The sequence below is a fragment of the Polaromonas sp. YR568 genome, assembly GCF_943369415.1.
GTDB lineage: Bacteria > Pseudomonadota > Gammaproteobacteria > Burkholderiales > Burkholderiaceae_C > Polaromonas.
This window is the reverse complement of the sequence record NZ_CALRNF020000028.1, coordinates 33,155-58,415: the sequence shown is the minus strand read 5'-3', so window position 1 is coordinate 58,415 and position 25,261 is coordinate 33,155. Positions and strand designations below refer to the sequence as shown.

24 protein-coding genes are annotated in these 25,261 nt (G+C 62.2%); 23 read left to right on the top strand and 1 reads right to left on the bottom strand.

Annotated features, from left to right (window positions below; all coding sequences use genetic code 11):
• The first annotated feature begins 36 nt into the window (after positions 1-36).
• From ACLV74_RS17505 to ACLV74_RS17460, 10 genes are all read left to right on the top strand, one after another.
• Positions 37-1,167, top strand: coding sequence for an acyl-CoA dehydrogenase family protein (locus ACLV74_RS17505; RefSeq protein ID WP_411880683.1), 1,131 nt, complete (start codon positions 37-39; stop codon positions 1,165-1,167).
• A 10-nt stretch (positions 1,168-1,177) separates the two neighbouring features.
• Entirely contained in the window at positions 1,178-1,612 is a 435-nt protein-coding gene (locus ACLV74_RS17500; protein ID WP_411880682.1) for a rhodanese-like domain-containing protein, read from the top strand.
• On the top strand, positions 1,612-2,028 hold the full coding sequence (locus ACLV74_RS17495) for a YchJ family protein (RefSeq protein WP_411880681.1): 417 nt from the start codon (positions 1,612-1,614) through the stop codon (positions 2,026-2,028). Before ACLV74_RS17500 ends, ACLV74_RS17495 begins: the two co-directional genes overlap by 1 nt.
• 52 nt (positions 2,029-2,080) lie before the next feature.
• Positions 2,081-2,959, top strand: a complete 879-nt coding sequence (locus tag ACLV74_RS17490) for a metallophosphoesterase (RefSeq protein WP_411880680.1) — start codon at positions 2,081-2,083, stop codon at positions 2,957-2,959.
• Complete coding sequence (locus ACLV74_RS17485) at positions 2,956-3,618, top strand: HAD family hydrolase (protein WP_411880679.1); 663 nt, start codon at positions 2,956-2,958, stop codon at positions 3,616-3,618. Before ACLV74_RS17490 ends, ACLV74_RS17485 begins: the two co-directional genes overlap by 4 nt.
• 84 nt (positions 3,619-3,702) lie before the next feature.
• On the top strand, positions 3,703-4,083 hold the full coding sequence (locus ACLV74_RS17480) for a YciI family protein (protein ID WP_411880678.1): 381 nt from the start codon (positions 3,703-3,705) through the stop codon (positions 4,081-4,083).
• A 76-nt stretch (positions 4,084-4,159) separates the two neighbouring features.
• Complete coding sequence (gene hpaI, locus ACLV74_RS17475; RefSeq protein ID WP_411880677.1) at positions 4,160-4,933, top strand: 4-hydroxy-2-oxoheptanedioate aldolase; 774 nt, start codon at positions 4,160-4,162, stop codon at positions 4,931-4,933.
• Between the two features lie 88 nt (positions 4,934-5,021).
• Positions 5,022-6,182: an aminotransferase class V-fold PLP-dependent enzyme gene (locus tag ACLV74_RS17470; protein ID WP_411880676.1), complete on the top strand. Its 1,161-nt coding sequence runs from the start codon at positions 5,022-5,024 to the stop codon at positions 6,180-6,182.
• A 1,244-nt stretch (positions 6,183-7,426) separates the two neighbouring features.
• On the top strand, positions 7,427-9,700 hold the full coding sequence (locus tag ACLV74_RS17465; RefSeq protein WP_411880675.1) for a hypothetical protein: 2,274 nt from the start codon (positions 7,427-7,429) through the stop codon (positions 9,698-9,700).
• Positions 9,687-10,136 (top strand): hypothetical protein, encoded by a 450-nt coding sequence (locus ACLV74_RS17460; protein WP_411880674.1) that lies wholly within the window; start codon positions 9,687-9,689, stop codon positions 10,134-10,136. The genes ACLV74_RS17465 and ACLV74_RS17460 overlap by 14 nt, the downstream gene beginning before the upstream one ends.
• Before the next feature lie 6 nt (positions 10,137-10,142).
• On the opposite strand, the gene ACLV74_RS17455 is transcribed toward ACLV74_RS17460, so the two are convergent.
• Entirely contained in the window at positions 10,143-11,171 is a 1,029-nt protein-coding gene (locus ACLV74_RS17455) for an AraC family transcriptional regulator ligand-binding domain-containing protein (protein WP_411880673.1), read from the bottom strand.
• A gap of 145 nt (positions 11,172-11,316) precedes the next feature.
• Here ACLV74_RS17455 and ACLV74_RS17450 point away from each other — a divergent pair, with 145 nt between their 5' ends.
• The 13 genes from ACLV74_RS17450 (at position 11,317) to ACLV74_RS17390 (ending at position 25,185) form a co-directional block, all read left to right on the top strand.
• Positions 11,317-12,939: a carboxyl transferase domain-containing protein gene (locus tag ACLV74_RS17450; protein ID WP_411880672.1), complete on the top strand. Its 1,623-nt coding sequence runs from the start codon at positions 11,317-11,319 to the stop codon at positions 12,937-12,939.
• Positions 12,940-12,991: 52 nt separating this feature from the next.
• Complete coding sequence (locus ACLV74_RS17445) at positions 12,992-14,137, top strand: acyl-CoA dehydrogenase family protein (protein WP_411880671.1); 1,146 nt, start codon at positions 12,992-12,994, stop codon at positions 14,135-14,137.
• A gap of 28 nt (positions 14,138-14,165) precedes the next feature.
• Positions 14,166-15,326 carry a dienelactone hydrolase family protein gene (locus ACLV74_RS17440; RefSeq protein WP_411880670.1) on the top strand — a complete coding sequence of 387 codons (1,161 nt, stop codon included), beginning with the start codon at positions 14,166-14,168 and terminating at the stop codon, positions 15,324-15,326.
• Positions 15,323-16,114: an enoyl-CoA hydratase/isomerase family protein gene (locus ACLV74_RS17435; RefSeq protein WP_411880669.1), complete on the top strand. Its 792-nt coding sequence runs from the start codon at positions 15,323-15,325 to the stop codon at positions 16,112-16,114. Before ACLV74_RS17440 ends, ACLV74_RS17435 begins: the two co-directional genes overlap by 4 nt.
• Before the next feature lie 11 nt (positions 16,115-16,125).
• Positions 16,126-16,800 carry a DUF4126 domain-containing protein gene (locus ACLV74_RS17430; RefSeq protein WP_411880668.1) on the top strand — a complete coding sequence of 225 codons (675 nt, stop codon included), beginning with the start codon at positions 16,126-16,128 and terminating at the stop codon, positions 16,798-16,800.
• Positions 16,801-16,910: 110 nt separating this feature from the next.
• Positions 16,911-18,902, top strand: coding sequence for an acetyl-CoA carboxylase biotin carboxylase subunit (locus ACLV74_RS17425; protein WP_411880667.1), 1,992 nt, complete (start codon positions 16,911-16,913; stop codon positions 18,900-18,902).
• Between the two features lie 29 nt (positions 18,903-18,931).
• Positions 18,932-19,870, top strand: a complete 939-nt coding sequence (locus tag ACLV74_RS17420) for a 2-hydroxyacid dehydrogenase (protein WP_411880666.1) — start codon at positions 18,932-18,934, stop codon at positions 19,868-19,870.
• 43 nt (positions 19,871-19,913) lie between these two features.
• Positions 19,914-20,834: a hydroxymethylglutaryl-CoA lyase gene (locus ACLV74_RS17415; RefSeq protein ID WP_411880665.1), complete on the top strand. Its 921-nt coding sequence runs from the start codon at positions 19,914-19,916 to the stop codon at positions 20,832-20,834.
• A 142-nt stretch (positions 20,835-20,976) separates the two neighbouring features.
• Positions 20,977-21,708 carry a YbaK/EbsC family protein gene (locus ACLV74_RS17410; RefSeq protein WP_411880664.1) on the top strand — a complete coding sequence of 244 codons (732 nt, stop codon included), beginning with the start codon at positions 20,977-20,979 and terminating at the stop codon, positions 21,706-21,708.
• Positions 21,709-21,730: 22 nt separating this feature from the next.
• The gene (locus ACLV74_RS17405) at positions 21,731-22,381 is read left to right on the top strand and encodes a 2-hydroxychromene-2-carboxylate isomerase (protein WP_411880663.1); all 651 of its coding nucleotides are present in this window, start codon (positions 21,731-21,733) and stop codon (positions 22,379-22,381) included.
• Between the two features lie 226 nt (positions 22,382-22,607).
• Positions 22,608-24,266 carry an MFS transporter gene (locus ACLV74_RS17400; protein WP_411880662.1) on the top strand — a complete coding sequence of 553 codons (1,659 nt, stop codon included), beginning with the start codon at positions 22,608-22,610 and terminating at the stop codon, positions 24,264-24,266.
• A 140-nt stretch (positions 24,267-24,406) separates the two neighbouring features.
• The gene (locus ACLV74_RS17395; protein WP_411880661.1) at positions 24,407-24,535 is read left to right on the top strand and encodes a hypothetical protein; all 129 of its coding nucleotides are present in this window, start codon (positions 24,407-24,409) and stop codon (positions 24,533-24,535) included.
• Positions 24,536-24,720: 185 nt separating this feature from the next.
• Positions 24,721-25,185 (top strand): hypothetical protein, encoded by a 465-nt coding sequence (locus tag ACLV74_RS17390; RefSeq protein WP_411880660.1) that lies wholly within the window; start codon positions 24,721-24,723, stop codon positions 25,183-25,185.
• Positions 25,186-25,261: the final 76 nt, after the last annotated feature.

The following is a 25,261-nucleotide window of genomic DNA, read 5'->3' as shown; positions in this document are numbered from 1 at the left end:
TCTCCTTTTTTTTGACACCCCTCGCAAGGCCACACCATGCTGCTGAACCAGGACCAGGAAATGATCCGCGACGCGGTCCGCGCCTTCGCGCAGGAAGAGCTCTGGCCCCATGCCGCGCGCTGGGACAAGGAGCACCACTTTCCCGTCGAGGCGCACAAAGGCCTGGCCGCGCTGGGCGCCTACGGCATCTGCGTGCCTGAAGAGTTCGGCGGCGCTAACCTCGACTACCTCACGCTAGCACTCGTGCTCGAAGAGATCGCCGCCGGCGACGGCGGCACCAGCACCGCCATCAGCGTCACCAACTGCCCCGTCAACGCCATCCTGATGCGCTACGGCAATGCGCAGCAGAAAAAGCAGTGGCTCACGCCGCTGGCGCAGGGCGAGATGCTCGGCGTCTTTTGCCTGACCGAGCCGCACGTCGGCAGCGATGCGTCGTCGCTGCGCACCACGGCGGTGAAGGAGGGCGATGAGTACGTGCTCAACGGCGTCAAGCAGTTCATCACCAGCGGCAAGAACGGCCACGCCGCCATCGTCATCGCCGTCACCGACAAGGGCGCCGGCAAAAAAGGCATGAGCGCCTTCATCGTGCCCACCAGCGCGCCCGGTTATGTGGTCGCGCGGCTGGAAGACAAGCTGGGCCAGCATTCCAGCGACACCGCGCAGATCAATTTCGACAACTGCCGCATCCCGGCAGAGAACCTCATCGGCAGCGAAGGCGAGGGCTACAAGATCGCCCTGGGCGCGCTTGAAGGCGGGCGCATAGGCATCGCCGCGCAAAGCGTGGGCATGGCGCGCAGCGCGTTCGAGTTCGCGCTCAGCTACGCCAAGGAGCGGCAAAGCTTCGGCACCGCCATCTTCAACCACCAGGCCGTCGGCTTTCGCCTGGCCGACTGCGCGACAAAGATCGAAGCCGCGCGCCAGCTGATCTGGCATGCCGCCAGCCTGCGCGACGCCGGCCTGCCTTGCCTGAAAGAAGCCGCCATGGCCAAACTCTTCGCCAGCGAAATGGCCGAACAGGTCTGCAGCGCCGCCATCCAGACCCTGGGCGGCTACGGTTACGTCAGCGACTTCCCGGTCGAACGCATCTACCGGGACGTGCGGGTGTGCCAGATCTATGAAGGTACCTCCGACGTGCAGAAAATCATCATCCAGCGCGCGCTGGCCTGAGGAGAAGCAGATGCCCATCACCAAAGGATTCCGCGCCCTGGTCGACGAGGCCATGGCCCAGGTCAAGACCTACAGCGTCGAAGAGGCCAAGGCAAAGCTGGCCGATGCTAACGTGCAGATCGTCGACATCCGCGACGTGCGCGAACTCGCAGCCGGCACCGTGGTGGGCAGCTACCACGCACCGCGCGGCATGCTGGAGTTCTGGGTAGACCCGGCCTCGCCGTACCACAAGCCCCTGTTTGCCGACGAGGGCAAGGAGTTCATCCTGTTCTGCGGCGCCGGCTGGCGCAGCGCCCTGGCCGCCAAGACCCTGCAGGACATGGGCATGACCAACGTCGCCCACATAGACGGCGGTTACGCCGAATGGGTCAAGCAGGGCGCGCCCACCGAGACGCTGGAAGAACGCGAAGAGCGCAAGTCCCGCCGCGACTACAGCTGCGGTTGATGGCCACGCTGCCACCGTCCCAGCCATGTCCCTGCGGCCGCACAGGCGCGGCCCAAAAGCCCCTGCCGTTTGCCGGCTGCTGCGGCCGCTACCTCGATCACTTTGAAACGGCGCCCGCGCCCGACGCCGAATCGCTCATGCGCTCGCGCTACACCGCCTTCGTCGCCGAGCGCGCCGCTTACCTGCTCGCCACCTGGCACACCAGCCACAGGCCGGCATCGATTGAGTTTGATCCGGGCGTCAAATGGCTGGGCCTCGAAGTGCGCAGCCACCGCCGGATCGACGCCACCCACGCCGAAGTCGAATTTGTCGCGCGCCAGAAATCCCCCGGCAGCCCGGCCGTGCGCCTGCACGAGCGCAGCCGCTTCGTGCGCGAGGAGGGCCGTTGGTACTATGTGGACGGCGACATTGCATAAAGAGCAAGGCAAGCGTGAAGAGGGCGTCCATGGTGTTGTTAGAGAAAACCGTGTGAGCCGGCGCTGGCGAATCGCCGCCTGGTCCGTGCGGCTGCTGGTGGTGCTGCTCTTCATCTGGGCCACGCTGATAGAGCCGCGCTGGGTCGCCCACCGCGACATCAGCGAGACCGTCCCGAACTGGAAAGGCCCGCCCGGCCTCAAGGTCGCCGTCGCCTCCGACTGGCACTTCAGCAAACGCGCGCTGTGGCGCGTCATGACGGTGGAACGCGCCCGCGCCATCGTCGCCGACATCAACGCCTCCCAACCCGACGTCATCCTGCTGCCCGGCGACTTCATCGCCGACAGCGACTACGCGCCCGACGACGCCGCCACCGCCGAAGATGAAATCGCCAACGTGCTGGGCGGCCTCAAGGCGCGGCTGGGCGTCTATGCCGTTTTGGGCAACCACGACTGGTGGCACGAAGGCAAGGCCATGACGGCCGCCTTCAAACGCGCCGGCATCACCGTGCTGGAGAACGACGCCGTACCCTTGCCCGGCACCGCGCTGTGGGTCGTCGGCATAGGCGACGACTACACCGACCATTCACAACCCCAACTCGCCACGCGCAAGCTGCCAGCGGGTGCGCAGGCCCTGGTGCTCATGCACGGGCCTGAAAGCTTGCGCACCCTGCCGCCCGTGCGCGGCCTCGCCGTCGCCGGCCACACCCACGGCGGCCAGGTCAGCATCCCCTTCTTCGGCCCGCCCGTGGTGCCCGGTGCCGGCCCGCGCGAATGGGCTTACGGCTGGGTCGGGCACGGCGACAATCGCATGTACATCACCAGCGGGCTGGGCGTCAGCATCCTGCCGGTGCGTTTCAACATGCGGCCTGAGTGGGTGACCTTCACCCTGGGCGGCGCAAACCTGCAAACCGGAAATGAAAGAGAGCCATGAAATTTGACGCGGTGTTATTCGACTGTGACGGCGTGCTGGTCGACAGCGAACCCATTACCAACGGCGTGCTGCGCGACATGCTCGAAGAACTCGGCTGGAAGCTCAGTTCGGCCGAGTGCATGCGCATCTTTGTCGGCAAGGCCGTCAGCGACGAGGCCGCCACCATAGCGGCCCATACCGGCAAGCCCCTCACCAAAGCCTGGCTGGACGAGTTTCGGGCCCGCCGCAATGAAGGGCTGGTCGAATCCGTGCTGGCCGTGCACGGCGCCGTCGAGGCCGTGAGCCGGATCCATACGCTCTGCCAGGGCCGCATCGCCTGCGCGTCGGGCGCCGACCGCTTCAAGGTCGAGCTGCAGCTCAAAAAATGCGGCCTCATGCCCTTTTTTGAAGGCCGCGTCTTCAGCGGCCACGAGCTGCCGCGCTCCAAGCCTTTCCCCGACGTCTACCTGGCGGCCGCCGCGGCCCTGGGCGTGGACCCCAAACGCTGCGCCGTCGTCGAAGACACCGTCACCGGCGCCACCGCCGGCGTCGCGGCCGGCTGCACCGTCTTCGGCTACAGCCCGTCCGAAATGGGCCACGACGCGCCGAATGCGCTCAGGGCCAGCGGCGCGACCCGCGTCTTTACCGACATGGCGGACCTGGCGGCGCTGTTAAGTTGAATTTTTTCGGCGGGGCGTGTCGATTCCGGCCCGCCCCGTTCGTCGTAGAGGTGTCAGCCAACCAACCTAACTCAAGGAAACGTCATGAAATACCTCTGCCTCGCCAACTACAAACCCGCCGACATGGCTGCCCTGCCGCCTGCCGACCGCAAGGCGCTGGTCAGCCAGTGCCCCGCCAAGGATGCCGAGCTCAAGGCCACCGGGCAGCTGCGCCTGAGCGCTTCGCTGGACGGGCCCGCCATCCGCCTGCAGCCGCGCGGCGGCAAGACCCAGGTGGCCGACGGCCCCTTTGCCGAGGCCAAAGAGCTGGTGGGCGGGTTTTTCATCATCGAGGCCCCCAGCCGCGACGAAGCCGTACGCATCGCCTCGCTGCACCCGGCCGCCACGCTGGGCGAAGACGTGGGCTGGAACATCGATATCCATCCCATCGGCTTTTTTGAACAGTACGAAGGCAAGCCGGCCTGAACGCACCGCCGGGGTTAAAGTCGCCGGAGGACCCAGGCCCTCCGGCGACAAGAAAGCGACAAGGAAACAAAACCCCATGACCCCCGCAGGCAACCCCTTCAAAGCCGCCCTCAAGGCCGGCACACCGCAAATCGGCCTGTGGCTCTCCATGGCCTCGCCCTATATGGCAGAGGTCAGCGCTACCGCCGGCTTTGACTGGCTGCTCATAGACGGCGAGCATTCGCCCAACGATTTACAAAGCACGCTCGCCGCGCTGCAGGCCATCGCCCCTTACCCCTCACACCCCATCGTCCGTGTCGTCGAAGGCAGCGAGCACCTCATCAAGCAGGTGCTCGACATAGGCGCGCAAACCATCCTGGTCCCCATGGTCGACACCGCCGCCCAGGCCGCCCACATGGTCGCCGCCACGCGCTACCCGCCCCAGGGCGTGCGCGGCGTCGGCAGCGCCATCGCCCGGGCCTCGCGCTGGAATGCCCGCACTGACTACCTGGCCGTGGCCAACGATGAAACCTGTTTGCTGGTGCAGGCCGAAAGCACCACCGCCCTCGCCAACCTCGCCGCCATCTGCGCCGTCGACGGCGTGGACGGCGTCTTCATAGGCCCGGCCGACCTGGCCGCCTCCCTGGGCCACCGCGGCAACGCCAGCCACCCCGAGGTGCTGGCCGCCATCGAAGGCGCCATCAAGACCATCACCGCCAGCGGCAAGGCCGCCGGCATCCTGACCGGTGATGCAACACAGGCGCGCCACTACCTGGCGCTGGGCTGTACTTTTGTGGCGGTGGGCGTGGACGTGCTGGTGTACGCCAATGCGGCGCGCGCGCTGGCCAAAGACATGTCGCCCCAAGGCTGAAACGGTTTCCCCGGGCCGGGGCTGTCCCGAATCGGGTTGCGGTGCTAAGCTGCCAGCCCGACTTTCAACAATGATTGCGAGACAAAAAATGCCTGGACTCCTCCCCAACGTCGACCCCGACGGCCTGCTCGAATTCTCCGTCGTCTACACAGACCGCGCGCTCAACCACATGTCCCGCAGCTTCCAGGGCGTGATGGGCGACATCTCCGCCATCCTCAAGGAGGTCTACCACGCCCACTCCGTCGCGCTGGTGCCCGGCAGCGGCACCTACGGCATGGAGTCCGTCGCGCGCCAGTTCGCCGCCGGCAAACACGTCATGGTGATTCGCAACGGCTGGTTCAGCTACCGCTGGACGCAAATTTTTGAGATGGGCCACATCCCCGCCTCCCACACCGTGCTCAAGGCCCGCAAGACAGCGGCCGGCGCCCAGGCGCCCTGGGTGCCTGCACCGGTCGCCGACGTCGTCGCGGCCATCGCCAAAGAAAAGCCCGCCCTGGTCTTCGCCCCGCACGTCGAAACCGCCTCCGGCATGATCCTGCCCGACAGCTACCTCCAGTCCGTCGCCGCCGCCGTGCATGCCGTCGGCGGGCTGTTTGTGCTCGACTGCATCGCCTCCGGCGCCATGTGGGTCGACATGAAAGCCACCGGCGTCGACGTGCTGATCTCGGCCCCGCAAAAAGGCTGGAGCAGCTCACCCTGCTGCGCCATGGTCATGCTCAGCGAACGCGCCCGCACGGCGATTGAAACCACCCAAAGCTCCAGCTTCGCCTGCGACCTCAAAAAGTGGCTGCAGATCATGGAAACCTACGAAAACGGCGGTCACGCCTACCACGCAACGCTACCGACAGACGCTCTCACACGCCTGCGCGCCGCGATGAAGGAAACGCAGGACTATGGCTTTGCCAAAGTCAAAGCCGAGCAGCAAGACCTGGGCAACAAGGTGCGCACCCTGTTCGAAAGCCGCGGCCTGCCCAGCGTGGCCGCCGAAGGCTTCAAGGCCCCGGGCGTGGTCGTCAGCTATACGACCGACCCCGACATCCAGTCAGGCAAGAAGTTTTTGAATGAAGGTTTGCAAACCGCCGCCGGCGTACCCCTGCAATGCGACGAAGGCCCCGACTTCAAGACCTTCCGTGTGGGGCTGTTCGGGCTGGAGAAGTGGCACAACGTGGACAAGACCGTCGCCAATTTGGAGGGGGCACTCGACCGGATTGGGGTTAAAGAGCCCGTCGATGAGACTGTCGCGTGGTGAAAGGGGCGCTGCCCTCAAAGAGATACTCGGCAAGGAGCACTTCAAGGTCTCCACCCAGGAAAATTCGTCATTGATGCCGCCTGCCACAGCGGCCTTAGGGCGGGGGCTTAGCTGAGGTTGTGTGCTGTGGGGAGGCGATGCGGAAGTTGTCTATCGCGTGCCAAGGCTTACCCGCAACTCACAGAAGTCGATACGACCCCGCTCAGAAAGTCGCATCATCGTCCATGCAGCAATGCTATTGGCGTATCAGCCGCAGAGTGTAGTAGGTTGCTCAGACTTAAGGGATGGCGAAATTCCGGGTGCGGATGCGCCATTGTCGACGTTCGAAGAAATTATTGATTTGTGGGGCTAGGTGAATGCAGAGTGGAGGCAAACCACTTGCGATAAATCCGTATATATGCGAAAACAGATATAGGCTGCAGAACAATCAGATAAGCCAAGGACGTCATTTCCAATGCAGTCGCTGGACTAACAATAAGAGCATACGTTTACGGAGGGCAATTGCACAACCTAACTATTTTGGTTGATTACGACAATATTGAGCAAAAACATCGGCCTCAAGGGCCCGTGAAAATGGCGCTCATGATTCTGAATCAGCTACCTGCCAACCTGCTTCATCCCTATGACTCCGTGAGTTTTCGTCTCTACGGAGGATGGAGATCTGCAACAGGTCTAACTACCTCGGCCCAAGAATTAGTACCAGATATAAGAGCTAACTCCCCTGCAGTGTGGAACGTTAATTACTTGGGCAAGAACAAGGCCGTTAAGGTCGTTACTAACCTCGCGGAATCTCCGTTGGGCTCTAGAAAAGTGTTTTCGGAAACGCTAGTTCGAAACCGGCCGCTACGGTACTTCCGTACTGGCGCTAATGCTTGGGCAAGTTGCGTAAACAGCCAATCATGCGGCTTTTCAATTCTTCGTAGCTGTCACAACGCTACGCCTTGTCAATCTTCTAACTGTTATGTGCAGCTTGGGGATGTCTTGGTGAGAGATGAGCAAAAAATGGTCGATACGATGATGGTTGCTGATATCGCCTATGAGAGCTTTGTGTCCAAAGCAGACGAGGTTGTAGTAGTTTGTTCAGATGCTGATATTTGGCCGGGAATTTATCTTGCTCTTCAGTCTCAGTGCAGGATTACGCACCTCCACACAAAACCTGGCTGGAGAACTCCGAGTCATCTCCTTCAAACATTAAACCAGCCTCTATTGCAGCTCTACAGAGAACTTAGTCTAAGGGATCCAAAGTGAACATCAATGAGTTTAAAAATTTGCTTATGGCGTTTGCCGATGACCCGTCTGACGTGGATATTCGATTGGGACAGGCTACCTTCCATGTGCGGGAGGAGGTCTACGATGTTCGATTAAAACTCTCTGCAGATGAACATCAATCATTAGTGGTGGTTGAGAACGATAGAGAAATTGCTGCTCGCACTTGGCTTCTTACCCGTGTAGCGCACCTGCCTCAACTCGCCGAAAAAATCATAAATACATTTTCGACAAAGCCGGCTGAACCTTTCGTGACTCCATCGGGCAATTACTCTCCCGATATTGGGAGTAGTAGTGACGGCTTAGAGTTTGTCTCAGACGCGGTTGATTACCTGGCAAATTTTGCAGATCGTAAGATTCCTGGTGCGACATCTGTCTTATATCTAACTTCTGATGCCGGTGAGGGAAAGACGACAGTAATAAACCGAATTGCAGTTATTCAGGCAAAAAAATTTAAGGCTAGGACTGCAACAACATTAATAGTCCCAATACCCTTAAGTGGGCGAGCTTTTCTAACGTTTGACGATGCAGTAATTGCCGCACTGGTAAATAAACTTAGATTCAACTATTTCTACTTTGATGCATTTTTAGCGTTGATACGTATCGGAGCCATCATTCCCGCTTTCGACGGATATGAAGAGATGCTGGTCGAGGGATCAAAGGGCGAGGCCGTTTCAGCTTTGGGTGGCATTGTTCAATCATTAGATTCATCGGGCACTTTGATTGTTGCGGCTAGAAAGGCTTTTTTCGACTATTTGAGCTTCAAGTCACAGGCAAAGTTGCTTGATGCGGTTGGGAACCATTCGGCTTCATTCTTCAAAATGGAAATTACTCGCTGGACCAAAGATCAGTTTATTGACTACGGTAACCAACGAGGAATTGCCTCTCCAGAAGCAATTTATGGAACCGTCGCTACGAGGTTGGGAGCAGAGCACCCTCTACTGACGCGTGCAGTGTTGGTTCGAAGATTGTTTGACGTCATGTCTTCGGATGACGATCGCATGAGGCTAGCAGAACTTCTCGGGGCAAATCCTCATGACTACTTCTTTACTTTTGTTGATGCCATTGTTAAACGCGAAGCCACTGAAAAATGGCTTTCTAGAGTGTCGGGGGAGGTCATGGAGCCACTTTTGCCCGCAGTGGAGCATCATGAATTGCTGGCGCAAATTGCTCTGGAAATGTGGCAAGCATCAGCGAGATCGTTGAGGCCCGATGTTATTGACCTTGTGGTTGATATATTTTCTGAGAGTCGAAAGAAGCCAGCAAATGCTACTCGGCAGATTCGAGAACGCATTAAGCAGCATTCTTTGCTGGCAGTGGATTCGAATAAGGGGCTTGCGATATCTTTCGACCACGAAGATTTCCAAGATTTTTATCTTGGAGAGGGATTGGGTCGATATCTCGCTGCGGGAGTTATATCTGATCTGTATTCGGTCTTATCTGTCAATGTCTTATCAAAGGCCACTGTCGAGCAGAGTATTCAGTATTTGGTACGTGTTGGTGCCGACTTGGCGAAGTGTTGCGAGAACATTAAGTCGATTAATCAGGGGGAATCGGGGTTTTCTTTTTGCAAAGAGAACTGTGGATTGCTGGCAATACGTATGGCGGAATATTTGGGCAATAGCGGGGTTGTTATCGCGTATGTGGACATGTATTTTGGATTGAACTCACTCTCTGGGCGTAGTTTGCATGGCGTGACATTCGAGCGTTGTCACTTCCAGCCCTTTGAGCTGGGAAGTGCGAAATTGAATGAAGTAGTCTTTCTTGCATCGGAGTTTGAGCGAATCGACATTGGCGCAAATGGCGGCGCAAGTGGTTGCAAGTTTGTGGATTGCAAAATTGACTCTCTTCTGGTTGTATTTGATGAAGAGTATTTTTTTGATCCTGTGCAGATTAATGAAAGACTCAAATATTTCGGTGCCGATCTCATTGATTCACGTGTTTATCTTGCTGATGCAGCTGTCGCCCATGATGATCGTATGAAATTGCTAAATCGCTTCTTTAGAATTTTTATGCGCGCAACGCAGGTTAATGAGGATGTGATTCGCTTGAGACTAGGAAGCGCTGTGGCTGCGGGATTTCTAGAAGAAATATTGCCTTTGTTGATTTCGCACGGAATTTTGTCTGAGGTTACTTGGGACGGACGGGGAAATCAAAGGCGCTACCGTTTGGCTACACAGATGGCAACCATCAATGAAGCGCTCGAGCACAGCCACGGATCGTTTGACAAGTTTATTCGTGCCTTCGAATAAATTTAGGCTGGGCCGCGCTCTTTCGTTTTTGCTGGCCGTGGCGATCGTCACGAGCTTGCCGGGTTGCGACTTCAGTGAATCGTCTAAGGCCTCTGCCGCGTCGATGAGCAAAGAGGCCATTGCCACCCGCGAGGCTCCGCCTGAGCTTGTCTTTAAGGGGCAACTGGCCGAAAAGCCGGCTTACCTGCTTGTTTACGATTGTGAAGTCTTTCAGGTCGAGCTCCTGAAGGACGGCGGGGTGAAGTGGACAAGGGTATTGGAGCCTGACTTCTACCCCATGTGGACGATGTGTGTCCGCCAGTCGCTCAAGGTCAATGCAGGCGTGGTGACCGTAGAGCTAGGCCGCCAGGCATTTGGTGCGGGCGGCTGTTGCGCATCGGGGGGTGTTTACCGTTCGGTCGATGGCGTGAACTGGAAACAGGCAACGTCCTGGTGAATGCTCTCAGTCTTGACCCGTTTTGCGGAACTCGTTCGGTGATGTTCCATCCGCCTGACGAAACGCCCGAATAAAACTCTTCTCATTCCGAAACCCCGAAGCCTCAGCCACCTGCTTGATCGGCTTCGACGTCCGCAACAGCAAGTCCTTGGCCTTCTCAAACCGCACCCCGTCCTTGAGTTTTTGCAGCGAAGCGCCTTCCTCCTGAAGCTGGCGATGCAGGGAGCGCGGCGACATGTTCAAAGCCGCGGCCAGGGTTTCGGCATTGTGTGAGGCGACCGCAGGGTTTCCCAACGCCTGCCGCACCTGCTCCACCAGCAGCCTGTCGCGCCGGTACTGCAACACCGTCAAGGGCAAAGCCCGCTGCAGCATCTGCTGCAAGGCTTTTTCGTCGCGCCGCAAAGGCAAGGCGAGGTAACGCGCATCAAAACGGATCTCGGCCTGTGCGGCCGTGAACTGCAGATTGGGGCCGGGGAACATCAGCGCGTAAGCAGCTACGTGGGTCGGCGCCTCAAACGGGAAGCGCGCGCCTTGCAGCGGAATCCGCGAATCCACATACCAGCAGGCCAGGCCGTGGATATTGCGCAGCACGTGGACCAGGCCGAACTCTCCGACCTTGCCCGGCGTCTTCTCTTCCACCGTGATCGCGGCCGTGTCGCCGCTGGTCGTCAGGCGCAGCGTGATGTCACCAGCGATCAGCGCGTGGTGGCGGCACCAGCGTTTGAGCGCCACGCCCAGGTTGGGCGAGCTGATGGAGGCGCGGGCCAGCATGCCGTAGCTGCCCCAGGGCAGTTTGCGGCTGAAGGCGCCCAGGCCTTCGTCGTCGAGTTCCTGCATGGCGGCGCCTGAGAGGATTTCCATCTGGCGGGCGGTGATGTGGGTTGTGGGCTGTTTGAGCTGGTTTGGCGTGATCTGTGCCAGCTTGAGGGCATGGGCTGGGCTTTGGCCGTAGCGCTGGTAGGCGGCGGCGATGCTTCTGGCAAAGGCCATGGGCGTGGCGGCGACGGGTGGGCTGGCGGGGCTGCGGGAAGGCATCCGGTGATTCTCCGCGCCGTTGGCAGGATTTGCAACCTTGTTGGCGGCATGGCGGGGGCGGGTTTTCGCTAAGCTGGCTGTTTGGCGCTAAGGTAGGGCCAGTACGCCCCGCCATGTCTTCCGGCGCCCCCATCAGGAAAAATCCATGTCCGCTCTTGAGACCCAGCTCAACGCCCGTTCCGCCGACTTCCAGGCCAATGCTGCCGCCATGCGCGCCGTTGTTGACGACCTTGCCGCCGTGGTGGCCAAGGCCGCCCACGGTGGCGGCGACACCGCGCGTGCTCGGCACACGGCGCGGGGCAAGTTGCTGCCGCGCGACCGGGTGCAGATGCTGCTGGACCCGGGCACGCCTTTCCTCGAACTCGCGCCGCTGGCTGCCTACGCGATGTACCCCGACCGTGACGGGACGGACAGCGCGCCCTGCGCGGGCCTGGTCGCGGGCATAGGCCGCATCAGCGGGGTGGACTGCATGATCGTGTGCAATGACGCGACGGTGAAGGGCGGCACCTATTACCCGATGACGGTCAAAAAGCATTTGCGCGCGCAGGAGATCGCGCAGCAGAACAACCTGCCTTGCGTCTACCTGGTCGATTCGGGCGGCGCCAACCTGCCCAACCAGGACGAAGTGTTTCCGGACCGCGACCATTTCGGCCGCATCTTTTTTAACCAGGCCAATATGAGCGCCGCCGGCATTGCGCAGATCGCGGTGGTGATGGGCAGCTGCACGGCCGGCGGCGCGTATGTGCCGGCCATGAGCGACGAGACCATCATCGTCAAGAACCAGGGCACCATCTTTCTGGGCGGGCCGCCGCTGGTGAAGGCGGCCATCGGCGAAATCGTGACGGCTGAAGAGCTGGGCGGCGGCGACGTGCACACACGCCTCTCGGGTGTGGCCGACCACCTGGCGCAGAACGACCCGCATGCGCTGGCGCTGGCGCGCCGCGCCGTGGCCAACCTGAACCGGCAGAAGCGGCCCGAGCAGGTGCTGCGCACGCCCGTGCCGCCGCTGTACCCGGCGGAAGAGCTCTATGGCGTGATCCCCACCGACACGCGCAAGCCTTATGACGTGCGCGAAATCATCGCGCGCATCGTCGATGGCAGCGAGTTCGCCGAGTTCAAGGCGCGTTACGGCACCACCCTGGTCTGCGGTTTTGCGCACATCGAGGGCATGCCGGTGGGCATCATCGCCAACAACGGCATCCTGTTCAGCGAATCGGCGCAGAAGGGCGCGCACTTCATCGAGCTGTGCTGCCAGCGCAAGATCCCGCTGGTGTTTTTGCAGAACATCACGGGTTTTATGGTCGGCAAAAAATACGAGGCCGAGGGCATTGCGCGCCATGGCGCCAAGATGGTGATGGCGGTGGCCACGGCCCAGGTGCCCAAGTTCACCATCATCATTGGCGGCAGCTACGGCGCGGGCAATTACGGCATGTGCGGCCGGGCTTATTCGCCGCGCTTTTTGTGGATGTGGCCGAATGCGCGCATCTGCGTGATGGGCGGCGAGCAGGCCGCGGGCGTGCTGGCCACGGTGAAGCGCGACGCCATCGAGGCCAAGGGCGGCAGCTGGAGCGCCGAGGAGGAGGCCGCCTTCAAGCAGCCGGTGCTGGACCAGTTCGGCCACCAGTCGCACCCTTATTACTCCAGCGCGCGGCTGTGGGACGACGGCGTCATCGACCCGGCGGACACGCGGCGTGTGCTGGCGCTGGGCCTGTCGGCCACGCTGAACCAGCCTATCCCTGAGACGAAGTTTGGCGTGTTCCGTATGTAAATGCGGCCGCCCTGAAAAACATCAAAACGAGACAAACAAGAGACAAACCCCCATGGACAACATCTACGTCACCCCCGAGCACGAACTGCTGCGCGAGCAGGTCGCGCGCTTTATCGCGCGCGAGGTCGAGCCCTATGCTTCTGCCTGGGAAGAAGAAGGCTGCGTGCCGCGCGAGGTGCTGCGAAAAATGGGCGAGGCCGGCCTGCTGGGCCTGATGTATGAAGAGCAATACGGCGGCGGCGAGGCCGATGCGCTGACCAACCTGGTGTTTGCCGAGGCGCTGTCGCAGTCCACCTTTGGCGGCTTCATCATCACGGTGCTGGTGCACACCGACATGGCCAGCCCGCATTTGTTCCACGCGGGCAATGCGGCGCAGAAGGCGCGCTACATGCCGGACGTGATTGCGGGCAAGACGATTACCGCGGTCGGCATCACCGAGCCCGGCGCGGGCTCGGACGTAGCCGGCATGCGCATGACCGCCAGGCTGGAAAAGGGAAGTGATGGCGACGAATGGGTGCTCAACGGCACCAAGATGTTCATCACCAACGGCGTGCACGCCAACCTCTATTTCGTCGCGGCCAAGACCGGCACGGCGCGCCACCAGGTGTCCATGTTCATTGTCGAAAAAGGCACGCCGGGTTTTACCGTGGGCCGCGCGCTCAAGAAGACCGGCTGGCTGTCGTCCGACACGGCCGAGCTGGTGTTCGACAACGTCCGCATCCCGGCCGGCAACCTGCTGGGCGAGGAGGGCAAGGGCTTTTATTCGGTCATGAAAAACTTCCAGACCGAACGCATCGCGCTGGCGGCCATGGCGGTGGGCCACTGCACCCAGGCGCTGAAGATGACACTGGACTACGTGCGCCAGCGCCAGGCCTTCGGCGCCACGCTGTGGGAGAAGCAGACGATTCGCCAGCGCATCGCCATGCTGGACGCCAAGACCCGCGCGGCGCGCCAGTTCATGTACCACTGCGCCTGGGCTGTCACCCAGGGGCGCGACATCGTGCAGGAGGTCTCCATGCTCAAGGCGCTGACGGGCGAGCTCGTCAACGAAGTGCTGCAGACCTGCCAGCAGTTCCACGGCGGCATGGGTTTTATCCGCGAGACAGCCATCGAACGCCTGTGGCGCGACGCGCGCGTGCTGGGCATAGGCGGCGGTGCGACCGAAGTCATGCTCGAAGAAGTGGCGAAACGGTATTGAATTTCACCCGCATCCAAAAGAGAGACTTATGAACTCCATCCAATCTGAATTTTCGCGCAGGGCCTTGGTCCTGGGCGCATCCGCGCTGCTGTCCGCGTGGTGCTTTTGCGCGGCGGCGCAGGATGCCGACATCCTCAATGCGTCGCTGGACGAGCGCATTGAATTCGTCAAGAACGACAAATTCATTCCCGTCAGCCTGCAGGTCACCGTGTTCCAGCCGAAAGGCCCCGGGCCTTTTCCCGTGGTGATGCTGAACCATGGCAAGGCCACCGGCAACAACCACCTGCAGGGACGGAACAGACCCATTCCCGCCGTGCGCGAATTCCTCAAGCGGGGGTATGCCGTTGTGGCGCCCATGCGCCAGGGCTTTGCCGGCTCGGGTGGCTCGGCCGTGGGCGAGGGCTGCAATATTGAAGGCAATGGGCAGGCTCAGGCCGAAGATGTGGTTGCCATGGTCCGGTGGCTGGGAAGCCAGCCTTGGGCGGATAGCAGCCGGATGATGATGATGGGGCAATCCCACGGGGGCCTGACCACCATGGCTTACTCGCAGGCGCCTGACCCGGGCTTCAAGCTGTTTGTGAATTTTGCGGGCGGGCTCAGGTACACCACGAGTTGCCAGTGGGAACTGGCGCTGCGTGATGCCTACGCGAGTTACGGCAAAAAAAGCAAAACACCTTCCATCTGGTTCTACGGCGAGAACGACAGCTATTTTCCGCCGCCTGTCATCGCGCCGGCGTTCAAGGCCTTTGTGGAGGCCGGCGGCAACGGTGAAATGGTGGCCTATGGCCCCTTCGGCGTGGATGCGCACGCCATGTTCGGCAGTGCCGACGGCCTGGACATCTGGCTGGACAAGGTGCTGGCAAAAATGAAAGACGCGGGACTTCCCGTGGAAGTGGTGCTGCCGCAATACGGCCGCGTGGACGGCGCGCCCGCCGCGACGGGGTATGCGGACATCGCGGATATCGCCGCGCTGAAGGCCGCGAACCGCGGCTCCGAAAGCGCTTACAAGACCTTTCTGAAAAAGAGGCTTCCGCGGGCGTTTGCCATCGCGCCCAAAGCGGGCAAGCAACACTATGCCTGGGGCGGAGACAACCCCATGACACGCGCGCTGGAGCTTTGCGCGAAGAACAACAATGAAACCTGCGTGCTCTACGCCGTTGATGACATCGTCGCCTGGAAAAAACCATGAAGCATTTATTGATAGACGTCGCCGGCCATATCGCCACCGTGACGCTGAACCGCCCCGAGGTGCGCAACGCCTTCAACGACGAAGTCATCCTGGAGATGGTGCAGGCCTTTACCGAACTGGGCGCGCGCAGCGACGTGCGCTGCATCGTGCTGGCCGCCAACGGCCCGGCCTTTTGCGCGGGCGCGGATTTGAACTGGATGCGCAGCATGGCCGACTACACGCGCGCGCAAAACCATGACGATGCCGGCCATCTGGCCAGCATGATGCAGGTGCTCTACGAATGCCCCAAACCCACGATTGCCAAAGTGCAGGGTGATGCCTATGCCGGCGGCACCGGCCTGGTGGCGGCCTGCGACATGGCGGTGTCGGTGGACACGGCGCAGTACTGCCTCAGCGAGGTCAAGCTGGGCCTGCTCCCGGCCACCATCAGCCCTTACGTCATTCGCGCCATGGGCGCGCGCGCGGCGCACCGCTACTTCCTGACGGCCGAGCGCTTTGATGCGGCCGAGGCCTTGCGCATCGGCTTTATCCATGAGGTGGTGAAGGCGGAGGCGCTGGACGCCAAGGTCGCCGAACTCGCGCAGGCGCTGGTCAATGCCGGGCCCGAAGCCATGCGCCTGTGCAAAAAGCTGGTGCAGGACGTGGCCGGCCAGCCCATCACGCCGGCACTCGTGAAGATGACAGTGGAAGCCATTGCCGACGTGCGCGTGAGCCCCGAGGGCCGCGAGGGCGTGCAGTCTTTCCTGCAAAAGCGCAAGCCCAACTGGCTGCCTGCCAAACCCGCATAAGGGGACCAACCATGAACACGCTGGACACCGCACAACTGATCGCCCTCGCAGGCGCGCTGGGCTGGGCCAGCGGCGTGCGCCTCTACCTCGTCGTGCTGCTCACGGGCCTGGCGGGCTTTATGGGCTGGGTGCCGCTGCCGGCCGGCCTGCAGCTGCTGGCGCACCCGGTGGTGCTGGGCGTCAGCGGCTTTATGGTGTTCATTGAATTCTTCGCCGACAAGATCCCGGGCCTGGATTCTTTGTGGGACGTGGTGCATGGCGTGATCCGCATCCCGGCGGGCGCGGCGCTGGCGGCTGCCGTGTTCGGCGCCGACAACGGCCTGGGCGCGCTGGTGGCGGCCCTGCTGGGCGGCACGCTGGCGGCGACCAGTTTTGCCGCCAAGGCCACCAGCCGCGCGGCCATCAACACCTCGCCCGAGCCCTTCAGCAACATAGGCGCCTCGCTGCTGGAAGACGGCATGGTGCCGCTGGGCCTGTGGCTGGCGGTGGCGCACCCCTTGATTTTTGTGGTGCTGCTGGCCCTCGTGCTGGCGCTCAGCGTCTGGCTGATACGCGTGTGCTGGCGGTTTTTGCGCCAGCTGTTTGTGCGCGTGGCGCGAATTTTCAGCGGCAGGCCGGACCCGGGCACTGCCGCCGCTTTTACCTTGAAGTCTCCTTTCTCCAAACAGAACGACCACCATGTTTAAAAAAATCCTGATCGCTAACAGAGGTGACCAGCGGCAAAGCCGCGCAGCAGCGAAGCTAAATTGCGTGGCACGCGAAGCGTGCGCAGGGTATTTCACCGCGAAAGTTAACCATGTTTAAAAAAATCCTCATTGCCAATCGCGGTGAAATAGCCTGCCGGGTGGCTGCGACTGCGCGCCGCATGGCTATCCAGTCCGTTGCGGTGTATTCCGACGCCGATGCCGGCGCCAAGCATGTGGGCTTTTGCGACGAAGCCGTGCACATAGGCGGCAGCGCACCCAAGGACAGCTATTTGCGCTGGGAGCGCATCATTGAAGCGGCCAAGGCCACGGGCGCCGAGGCCATCCACCCGGGCTACGGCTTCCTGAGCGAGAACGAGGAATTCGCCCAGGCCTGCGCCAGCGCCGGCCTGGTCTTTATCGGCCCGCCGGCCTCGGCCATCAAGGCCATGGGCCTGAAGGCCGAGTCCAAGCAGCTGATGGAAAAAGCCGGCGTACCGCTGGTGCCCGGCTACCACGGCAGCGACCAGGACCCGGCGCTGCTGCAGCGCGAGGCGGACCGCATCGGCTACCCGGTGCTGATCAAGGCCAGCGCGGGCGGCGGCGGCAAGGGCATGCGCGCGGTCGAGAAAAGCGAAGACTTCGAGGCCGCGCTGGCATCGTGCAAGCGCGAGGCCATCAACAGCTTTGGCGACGACGCGGTGCTGGTCGAAAAATACGCGCAGCGCCCGCGCCACATCGAGATCCAGGTGTTTGGCGACACGCACGGCAATTACGTTTACCTGTTCGAGCGCGACTGCTCGGTGCAGCGCCGCCACCAGAAGGTGCTGGAAGAAGCGCCGGCCCCCGGCATGACGGAAGCCATGCGCAAGCAGATGGGGGAAGCGGCCGTGGCCGCGGCGCGTGCCGTCAACTATGTGGGCGCGGGTACTGTCGAATTTATCGTCGAGCAGCGGGCGGACGGTTCCATGAATTTCTTCTTCATGGAAATGAATACCAGGTTGCAAGTGGAGCACCCGGTGACCGAAGCCATCACCGGCCTGGACCTGGTCGAATGGCAGTTGCGTGTGGCCTCGGGCGAAAAGCTGCCGCTGGCGCAGGAGCAGCTGCGCATCACCGGCCATGCCATCGAGGCGCGCATCTGCGCCGAGACGCCGGACAACAATTTCCTGCCGGCCACCGGCACCCTGCACGTCTACAAAAAGCCGGCGCACACGGCCTTCGAACGCGGCCAGGTGCGGGTGGACGACGGCGTGCGCGAAGGCGATGCGATCTCGCCGTATTACGACTCGATGGTGGCCAAGCTCATCGTGCACGGCGCCACGCGCGAAGAGGCGCTGGCCCGGCTGGACGACGCGCTGGCGCAGACCCGCATCGTGGGCCTGAGCACCAATGTGCAGTTTTTGCGTTATGTGGTGCGCAGCCCGTCGTTTGCCAAAGCCAACCTGGACACCGCGCTGATCCAGCGCGAAGAAGCCGTGCTCTTCAGGCAGGAGCCGGTGGGCCTAGCCATGGCGGCCGCCGCGGCGGTGGCCAAACAATTGCTCGACGAGCGGGCGGCGGAAGGCGCCGACCCTTTCAGCCGCCGCGACGGCTGGCGTTCGCATGGCGTGGTGCAGCGGCGTTTTGAGTTTGAATTCCACGGCGAGCCGGCCAAGGCCGCTTTGACCTATGGGCATGACGGTTCGCTGCACCTGGCGCTGGCCGACGTGGCGGGGCCGCTGGTGTTTGCCGAAACCGCGCAGGGCATAGACGTGCAATTCGCGGGCCAGCGTATGACGGCGGCCGTGTATGCGCAGGGCGAACTGGACCATGTGTTCACCGCCAAAGGCGCGACACAAATCCTCTCCATAGACCTGCTGGCCCACGCCGGCGAGGCCCAGGCCGAGGGCGGGCGACTGACCGCGCCCATGCCGGGCAAGGTCGTGTCTTTCGCCGTCAAGGCCGGCGACAAGGTGAGCAAAGGCCAGCCGCTGGCCGTGATGGAGGCCATGAAAATGGAGCACACCATCGCCGCGCCGGCCGACGGCACGGTGCAGGAATTGCTCTATGCGCCGGGCGACCAGGTCAACGAGGGCGCGGAATTGTTGAAAATAGCCGTTTGATTTTGTTATTGACTCAAACGGGATTTTTCATGCGCATCAGTTTTTGCTGCTCCGACACCAAACCCCAGCCCTGGGTGGACGGCCTCAAGGCCGCCTTCCCCGATGCCGACGTGACGCTGTGGGCAGCGGGCGCGGCGCCGGCCGACTATGCGGTGGTCTGGGCGCCGCCCCAGCAGTTCTTTGACGAGCAGAAGCAGCTCAAGGGCATTTTCAACATAGGCGCGGGTGTCGATGCGCTCATGAAGCTGCGCCTGCCGGCCGGTGTGCCGGTGGTGCGGCTGGACGATGCCGGCATGTCGGCGCAGATGGCCGAGTATGTCTGCCATGCGGTGATACGCCACTTTCGCGAACTCGACGCCTATGAGGCCGACATGGCGGGAGGCAAGTGGTCCTACCGCAAGCCGCGTTTGCGCACGGACTTTCCGATCGGCGTGATGGGCCTGGGCGTGCTGGGCGAGCGCGTGAGCCGGGCGCTCGCGCAGTTTGATTTCCCGGTCAATGGCTGGAGCCGCTCCGCCAAGACGATTGAGGGTGTGCGGTGTTATTCGGGCGATGCGGGCGGACAGGGATTCCAGGATTTCCTGGCGGCCAGCCGCATCCTGGTCTGCCTGCTGCCGCTGACGCCCGACACGATGGGCATCATGAACCTGGACACCCTGTCGCGCCTGCAGCCCGGCGGCTACGTCATCAATGTGGCGCGCGGCAGCCACCTGGTGGACGGCGACCTCATCACGCTGATCGACAACGGCCACCTGGCGGGGGCGACGCTGGATGTGTTCCGCACCGAGCCTTTGCCTTCGGACCATCCCTTCTGGAAACATCCCAGGATCACCATCACGCCGCACACCTCGGCGCGCACGCTGCGCGAGGAGAGCATTGCCCAGATTGCCGGGAAAATACGCAGCCTGGCGGGCGGTGCACCCATAAGCACCTTGGCCGGCGTGGTTGACCCGAAAAAGGGATACTGACCCGGTGCGTGCGCGCGAGCACGCCATCTCCTGAAAGAGCCCCATGAAACTACCTTCCAAAGTCAAGCTCGTCGACGTCGGCCCGCGCGACGGCTTGCAGAATGAAAAAGCCCAGGTGCCGGCCGCCGTCAAGATCGAGTTGGTCCATCGCCTGCAGGACGCGGGCCTGACCGAGATCGAGGTCACGAGCTATGTCTCGCCCAAATGGGTGCCGCAGATGGCCGACGCCGCCGAGGTGATGGCCGGCATCAAGCGCAAGCCGGGCGTGCGCTATTCGGTGCTGACGCCCAATATGAAGGGCTTTGAGGCCGCCATTGCACCGCCGCGCGAACTGTGGCCCGACGAGATCGTGGTCTTCGGCGCGGCCAGCGAGGCCTTCAGCCAGAAAAACATCAACTGCTCGATCGCCGAGAGCATTGAACGCTTCCGCCCCGTGGTCGAGGCCGCGCGCGAGAAGGGCATTTATGTGCGCGGCGCCATGTCCTGCACCGTGGGCTGCCCTTACGAAGGCGAGATCGCACCGGAACGCGTCGACATGCTGGCCGGCCTGATGAAGGGCATAGGCGTGCAGCACGTGGGCGTGGCCGACACGATAGGCGTGGGCACGCCGCTCAAGGTGCAGCGCGCCCTGGAGGCCACGCTGAAGCACTTCGACATCAACGACGTCTCAGGCCATTTCCACGACACCTACGGCCAGGCCCTGGGCAACACGCTGGCCTCGCTGCAGATGGGCATCTGGCAGTTCGACACCTCCTGCGCCGGCCTGGGCGGCTGCCCCTTTGCCAAGGGCGCGACCGGCAACGTCGCGACCGAGGACGTGGTCTACCTCCTGCACGGCATGGGCATCAGCACCGGCATAGACCTGGACAAGCTCATCGATGCGGGACAATTCATCAGCGACTTCCTGGGGCGCAAGCCGAATTCCCGCGCCGCGACGGCGCTTCTGAATAAACGAGTGAACTAGATGTGCAATGACGTACAACCCAGCAGGGGCCGCGGAACCGGCTTTGCCGGGCCGCAGGCGCAGCGCCCCCTCGGGGGGCAGAGAGCTACACGCAGTGAGCGAACGTGGGGGCTCATGTATGTGTGGTGCTGAACTGAAGACCTTGCCCGAGGGTGTGCAGAGAGTGATTGCCGTGCTGCAGGAAAGCGGCCACCCGCACATGCCCGTGATGCTCGACGACGCGGCCCGCACCGCGCAGCAGGCGGCCGACGCGCTGGGCGTGCGCCTGGGGCAGATTGCCAAGAGCATCATCTTCCGCCGCAAGTCTGACGATGCCGCCATCATGGTGGTGACCTCGGGCGACAGGCGTGTCGATGAACGCAAGGTCGAGGCCCTGGTCTGCACCGACGGCAAGCGCGTGGGCCGGGCTGATGCCGAATTCGTGAAAGCCAGGACCGGTTTCTCGATAGGCGGTGTCTCGCCGCTCGCGCATGCGACCGAGGTCGTGGTGCTGATGGACCTGAGCCTGATGCGCTTTGAGGAAATCTGGGCCGCGGCCGGCCACCCGCATGCGGTCTTCAAGCTGATGCCGCAGGAGCTGGAGTTGCTGACCGGTGCGCCCGTCGTCGACGTGGCCGTGGACCTGGACGCGGAACACATCGCGCGCGAGCAGGCCATCGCCCAGGTGACGGAACGCGGCCGCACGGTGGAGGCCGCGGGCGACGTGGTGCCTTCGCCCTGCATCTCGGTGTGCCGCATCAATGCCGACAGCGGGATGTGCGAAGGCTGCTTCCGCACGCTGGGCGAGATCTCGGGCTGGGCGCGTTCCGGCCCGGACGCGCAGCGCGAACTCTGGCGCACCATAGGCCGGCGCATGGCGGCTGCGCGGGTTTAAGACAGCAAACGGGAGAGGGCCCATGAAGCACATCACTTTTTACCTGGACTTCATCTCGCCTTACGCCTGCCTCGCGTTCGAGCACTTGCCCGAAGCGCTCAAGGGCCTGAGCTACAGCGTGAGCTACCGGCCCGTGCTGTTCGCCGCCATGCTCAAGCACCACGGCCAGCTGGGCCCGGCGGAAATCGCGCCCAAGCGCGACTGGACCTACCGGCAGGCGCTGTGGCATGCGCACAGCAAGGGCATAGACATGAAGATGCCGGCCAGCCATCCCTTCAATCCCTTGCCGCTGCTGCGCCTGGCGGCCGCCTGCGGCCTGCCCGCAGACCCGGCCAGCATCAACCGCTATGTGTGCGAAACCATCTTCCGCCATGTGTGGCAGGGCGGCGCCGAGGCCGGCGACGAACAGCGGCTGGCCGCGCTCACCGCGTTGCTCGCGCCGCAGCAGCACCTGAGTGCCGACGAGGCCAAAGCGCAGCTGAAAAAAAACACCGATGAGGCGATTGCGCTCAAGGTCTTCGGTGTGCCCGCGATGGAAGTCGACGGGAAAATTTTCTGGGGCTTCGACGCACTGCCCATGCTGCGCGAATACCTGCTGGGCAACGCCTGGTTTGAGGGCGAAGGCTGGAATGGCGTGAGCAAAATCTCCGTCGGCATCACGCGCAAGGCGTGATCGGGGCGTCAGCAAACTTTTTGCGGCGCGTAAGAAGGTTCTACGCGTTTTCCCGGAGAGGCTTCGCATGCTGAAAAGTTTCTCAAGGGTTTCCCCTTGAGTTGTCAGCCACGCATAAGTTTCACGCAAGCTCCTGTTATTTTCACGTCAGAGCTAGGTCAGGGACTCCAAAAATAATGGGGGTAGCTTCCATACCGGAGGCCTCACTATTTGGAGACAAAACATCATGTCAACAGCCGTCGACAACAGACCCATGAGTGCCGAGCAGAAAAAGGTGATCTTCGCATCTTCGCTCGGCACGGTATTCGAGTGGTACGACTTCTACCTCTACGGTTCATTGGCCGCCATCATCGCCAAGCAGTTCTTCAGCGGACTGGACGCCGGCTCGGCCTTCATCTTCGCGCTGCTCGCGTTCGCCGCCGGCTTCATCGTGCGCCCCTTCGGCGCGCTGGTGTTCGGCCGCCTCGGCGACATGATCGGCCGCAAGTACACCTTCCTGGTCACCATCGTGATCATGGGTTTGTCGACCTTCATCGTGGGCCTGCTGCCCAACTACGCGTCCATCGGCGTCGCCGCGCCGGTGATCCTGATCGCGCTGCGCATGCTGCAAGGCCTGGCGCTGGGCGGTGAGTACGGCGGCGCTGCCGTCTACGTGGCCGAGCACGCGCCTCACCACAAGCGCGGTGCCTACACCTCCTGGATCCAGACCACGGCCACCCTGGGCCTGTTCCTGAGCCTGCTGGTGATCCTGGGCGTGCGCACCGCGATCGGCGAAGCGGCTTTCGCCGACTGGGGCTGGCGCGTTCCCTTCATCGTCTCCATCCTGCTGCTGGCCGTGTCGGTCTACATCCGCCTGTCGATGAATGAATCGCCCGCCTTCCAGAAAATGAAGGCCGAAGGCAAGACCTCCAAGGCACCGCTGTCCGAGTCCTTCGGCCAGTGGAAGAACCTGAAGATCGTGATCCTGGCGCTCGTCGGCCTGACGGCCGGCCAGGCCGTGGTCTGGTATTCGGGCCAGTTCTATTCGCTGTTCTTCCTGACGCAGGCGCTCAAGGTGGACGGCCCGACCGCCAACATCCTGGTGGCCTACTCGCTGATCCTGGCCACGCCTTTCTTCGTGGTGTTCGGCACGCTGTCCGACAAGATCGGCCGCAAGCCCATCATCATGGCCGGCTGCCTGCTGGCCGTGCTGACCTACTTCCCGGTGTTCACCGCGCTGACCAAGGCCGCCAACCCCGACCTCGCCGCCGCGCAAGCCAAGAACAAGGTGACCGTGACCGCCGACCCGAAGGAATGCTCGTTCCAGTTCAACCCGACGGGCACCGCCAAGTTCACCAGCTCGTGCGACATCGCCAAGCAGGTGCTGGCAGGCGCTTCGGTGAGCTATGACAACGTCGCCGCACCCGCCGGCACGGTGGCCAGCATCAAGATCGGCGAAACCGCGATCTCGAGCTACACCGCCAAGGGCCTGAGCGCCGACGACGCCAAGAAGAAGGACGCCGAGTTCAAGAAGCTCGTGGCGGACGACCTGAAGACCGCCGGCTACCCGACCAAGGCCGACCCGGCCAAGATCGACAAGGTCATGGTCACGGCCATCCTGTTCTACCTGGTGCTGCTGGTGACCATGGTCTACGGCCCGATCGCCGCCATGCTGGTGGAACTGTTCCCGACCCGCATCCGCTACACCTCGATGAGCCTGCCGTACCACATCGGCAACGGCTGGTTCGGCGGCCTGCTGCCGACGACCGCCTTCGCCATCGTCGCGCAGACCGGCAATATGTACAACGGCCTCTGGTACCCGATCATCATCGCCGGCGTGACCTTCGTGGTCGGCACGCTGTTCATCCGCGAGACCAAGGACGTGGACATCTACGCCAAGGACTGATCGCGCTGATCGCCGGCTCGGGCCGGCTTCACCGGGCTCGACAGCCTGGTGAATATTTTTTCGATACTTGTGATATTTGCAGGCCCTCGTCATTCATGTGCCGGGGGCTTTTTTTTGGACTTTTTTTGGAGAAGAGAAAGATGTGGAAACTCGTGCTCGGATTTATCGTGATCGCAGGCTTGGCCCTGTACCTGCTGAACAAGGGAGGGGACATCGACATGGGCGGTGAAAAACACGGCGCGCATCCGGCGCCTGCGGCCCGCGCCTGAACCCGGCGCAGCGCCGCGCCTGCATTTCCGGCTGCGGGAACTCGCCGCCACCTTGCCCGAAACAGATGCAATGAGGGCTGAAATGGGGTAAATTGAATCGGGGGCAACAAAAAAGTATTAACAAATGTCTCTGCGCTAAGCACAGCTGGCGGTTTTACCCCGGCGTATTTACTGGAGACCAGCCGATGATTTACACCAAGACGGAAGCAGGGCAATCCGCATTTCAGGACCGTTCCATTCCGCTGACGCCGAAGCAACGCTCGGCGTTCATCATGTTTGACGGCAAACGCAGCATGGAGGAAGTGGTCAAGGCCACCGCCGGCCTGGGCGTCACGCCGGAAGACATCAGCCACCTGATCGCACTGGGCATGCTGGCACCCGCGGCGACGCAGGCGCCGGTTGCCGCCGCGGCACCGGTGTCCGCGCATAACGCCGACGGCTCGCCCACGCTGACCGCGCAGGAACATTATTCAAGGGCCTACCCGATCGCCACGCGGCTCACGGCCGGCCTGGGATTGAGGGGCTTCAGGCTCAACCTCGCGGTCGAAGCCGCGGGCGACATCGACAAGCTCAAGGAACTGGCGCCCAAGATCAAGGAAGCCGTGGGCCCCGAGAAGTTCAGGGAACTCGAAAACGCGCTCTACTTCTGAGCAAACCTGCACGGCCCGACGGCCTGACGCCGCGAGGTCTGCGAATCCACAAGCAGGGGCCGCGAACCGGCTTCGC

Coding starts and splice junctions, on each gene's coding strand:
- ACLV74_RS17505 (WP_411880683.1), top strand. CDS start 37: ATGCTGCTGAACCAGGACCAGGAAATGATCCGCGACGCGGTCCGCGCC.
- ACLV74_RS17500 (WP_411880682.1), top strand. CDS start 1,178: ATGCCCATCACCAAAGGATTCCGCGCCCTGGTCGACGAGGCCATGGCC.
- ACLV74_RS17495 (WP_411880681.1), top strand. CDS start 1,612: ATGGCCACGCTGCCACCGTCCCAGCCATGTCCCTGCGGCCGCACAGGC.
- ACLV74_RS17485 (WP_411880679.1), top strand. CDS start 2,956: ATGAAATTTGACGCGGTGTTATTCGACTGTGACGGCGTGCTGGTCGAC.
- ACLV74_RS17480 (WP_411880678.1), top strand. CDS start 3,703: ATGAAATACCTCTGCCTCGCCAACTACAAACCCGCCGACATGGCTGCC.
- hpaI (WP_411880677.1), top strand. CDS start 4,160: ATGACCCCCGCAGGCAACCCCTTCAAAGCCGCCCTCAAGGCCGGCACA.
- ACLV74_RS17470 (WP_411880676.1), top strand. CDS start 5,022: ATGCCTGGACTCCTCCCCAACGTCGACCCCGACGGCCTGCTCGAATTC.
- ACLV74_RS17455 (WP_411880673.1), bottom strand. CDS start 11,171: ATGCCTTCCCGCAGCCCCGCCAGCCCACCCGTCGCCGCCACGCCCATG.
- ACLV74_RS17450 (WP_411880672.1), top strand. CDS start 11,317: ATGTCCGCTCTTGAGACCCAGCTCAACGCCCGTTCCGCCGACTTCCAG.
- ACLV74_RS17445 (WP_411880671.1), top strand. CDS start 12,992: ATGGACAACATCTACGTCACCCCCGAGCACGAACTGCTGCGCGAGCAG.
- ACLV74_RS17440 (WP_411880670.1), top strand. CDS start 14,166: ATGAACTCCATCCAATCTGAATTTTCGCGCAGGGCCTTGGTCCTGGGC.
- ACLV74_RS17435 (WP_411880669.1), top strand. CDS start 15,323: ATGAAGCATTTATTGATAGACGTCGCCGGCCATATCGCCACCGTGACG.
- ACLV74_RS17430 (WP_411880668.1), top strand. CDS start 16,126: ATGAACACGCTGGACACCGCACAACTGATCGCCCTCGCAGGCGCGCTG.
- ACLV74_RS17425 (WP_411880667.1), top strand. CDS start 16,911: ATGTTTAAAAAAATCCTCATTGCCAATCGCGGTGAAATAGCCTGCCGG.
- ACLV74_RS17420 (WP_411880666.1), top strand. CDS start 18,932: ATGCGCATCAGTTTTTGCTGCTCCGACACCAAACCCCAGCCCTGGGTG.
- ACLV74_RS17415 (WP_411880665.1), top strand. CDS start 19,914: ATGAAACTACCTTCCAAAGTCAAGCTCGTCGACGTCGGCCCGCGCGAC.
- ACLV74_RS17405 (WP_411880663.1), top strand. CDS start 21,731: ATGAAGCACATCACTTTTTACCTGGACTTCATCTCGCCTTACGCCTGC.
- ACLV74_RS17400 (WP_411880662.1), top strand. CDS start 22,608: ATGTCAACAGCCGTCGACAACAGACCCATGAGTGCCGAGCAGAAAAAG.
- ACLV74_RS17395 (WP_411880661.1), top strand. CDS start 24,407: ATGTGGAAACTCGTGCTCGGATTTATCGTGATCGCAGGCTTGGCCCTG.
- ACLV74_RS17390 (WP_411880660.1), top strand. CDS start 24,721: ATGATTTACACCAAGACGGAAGCAGGGCAATCCGCATTTCAGGACCGT.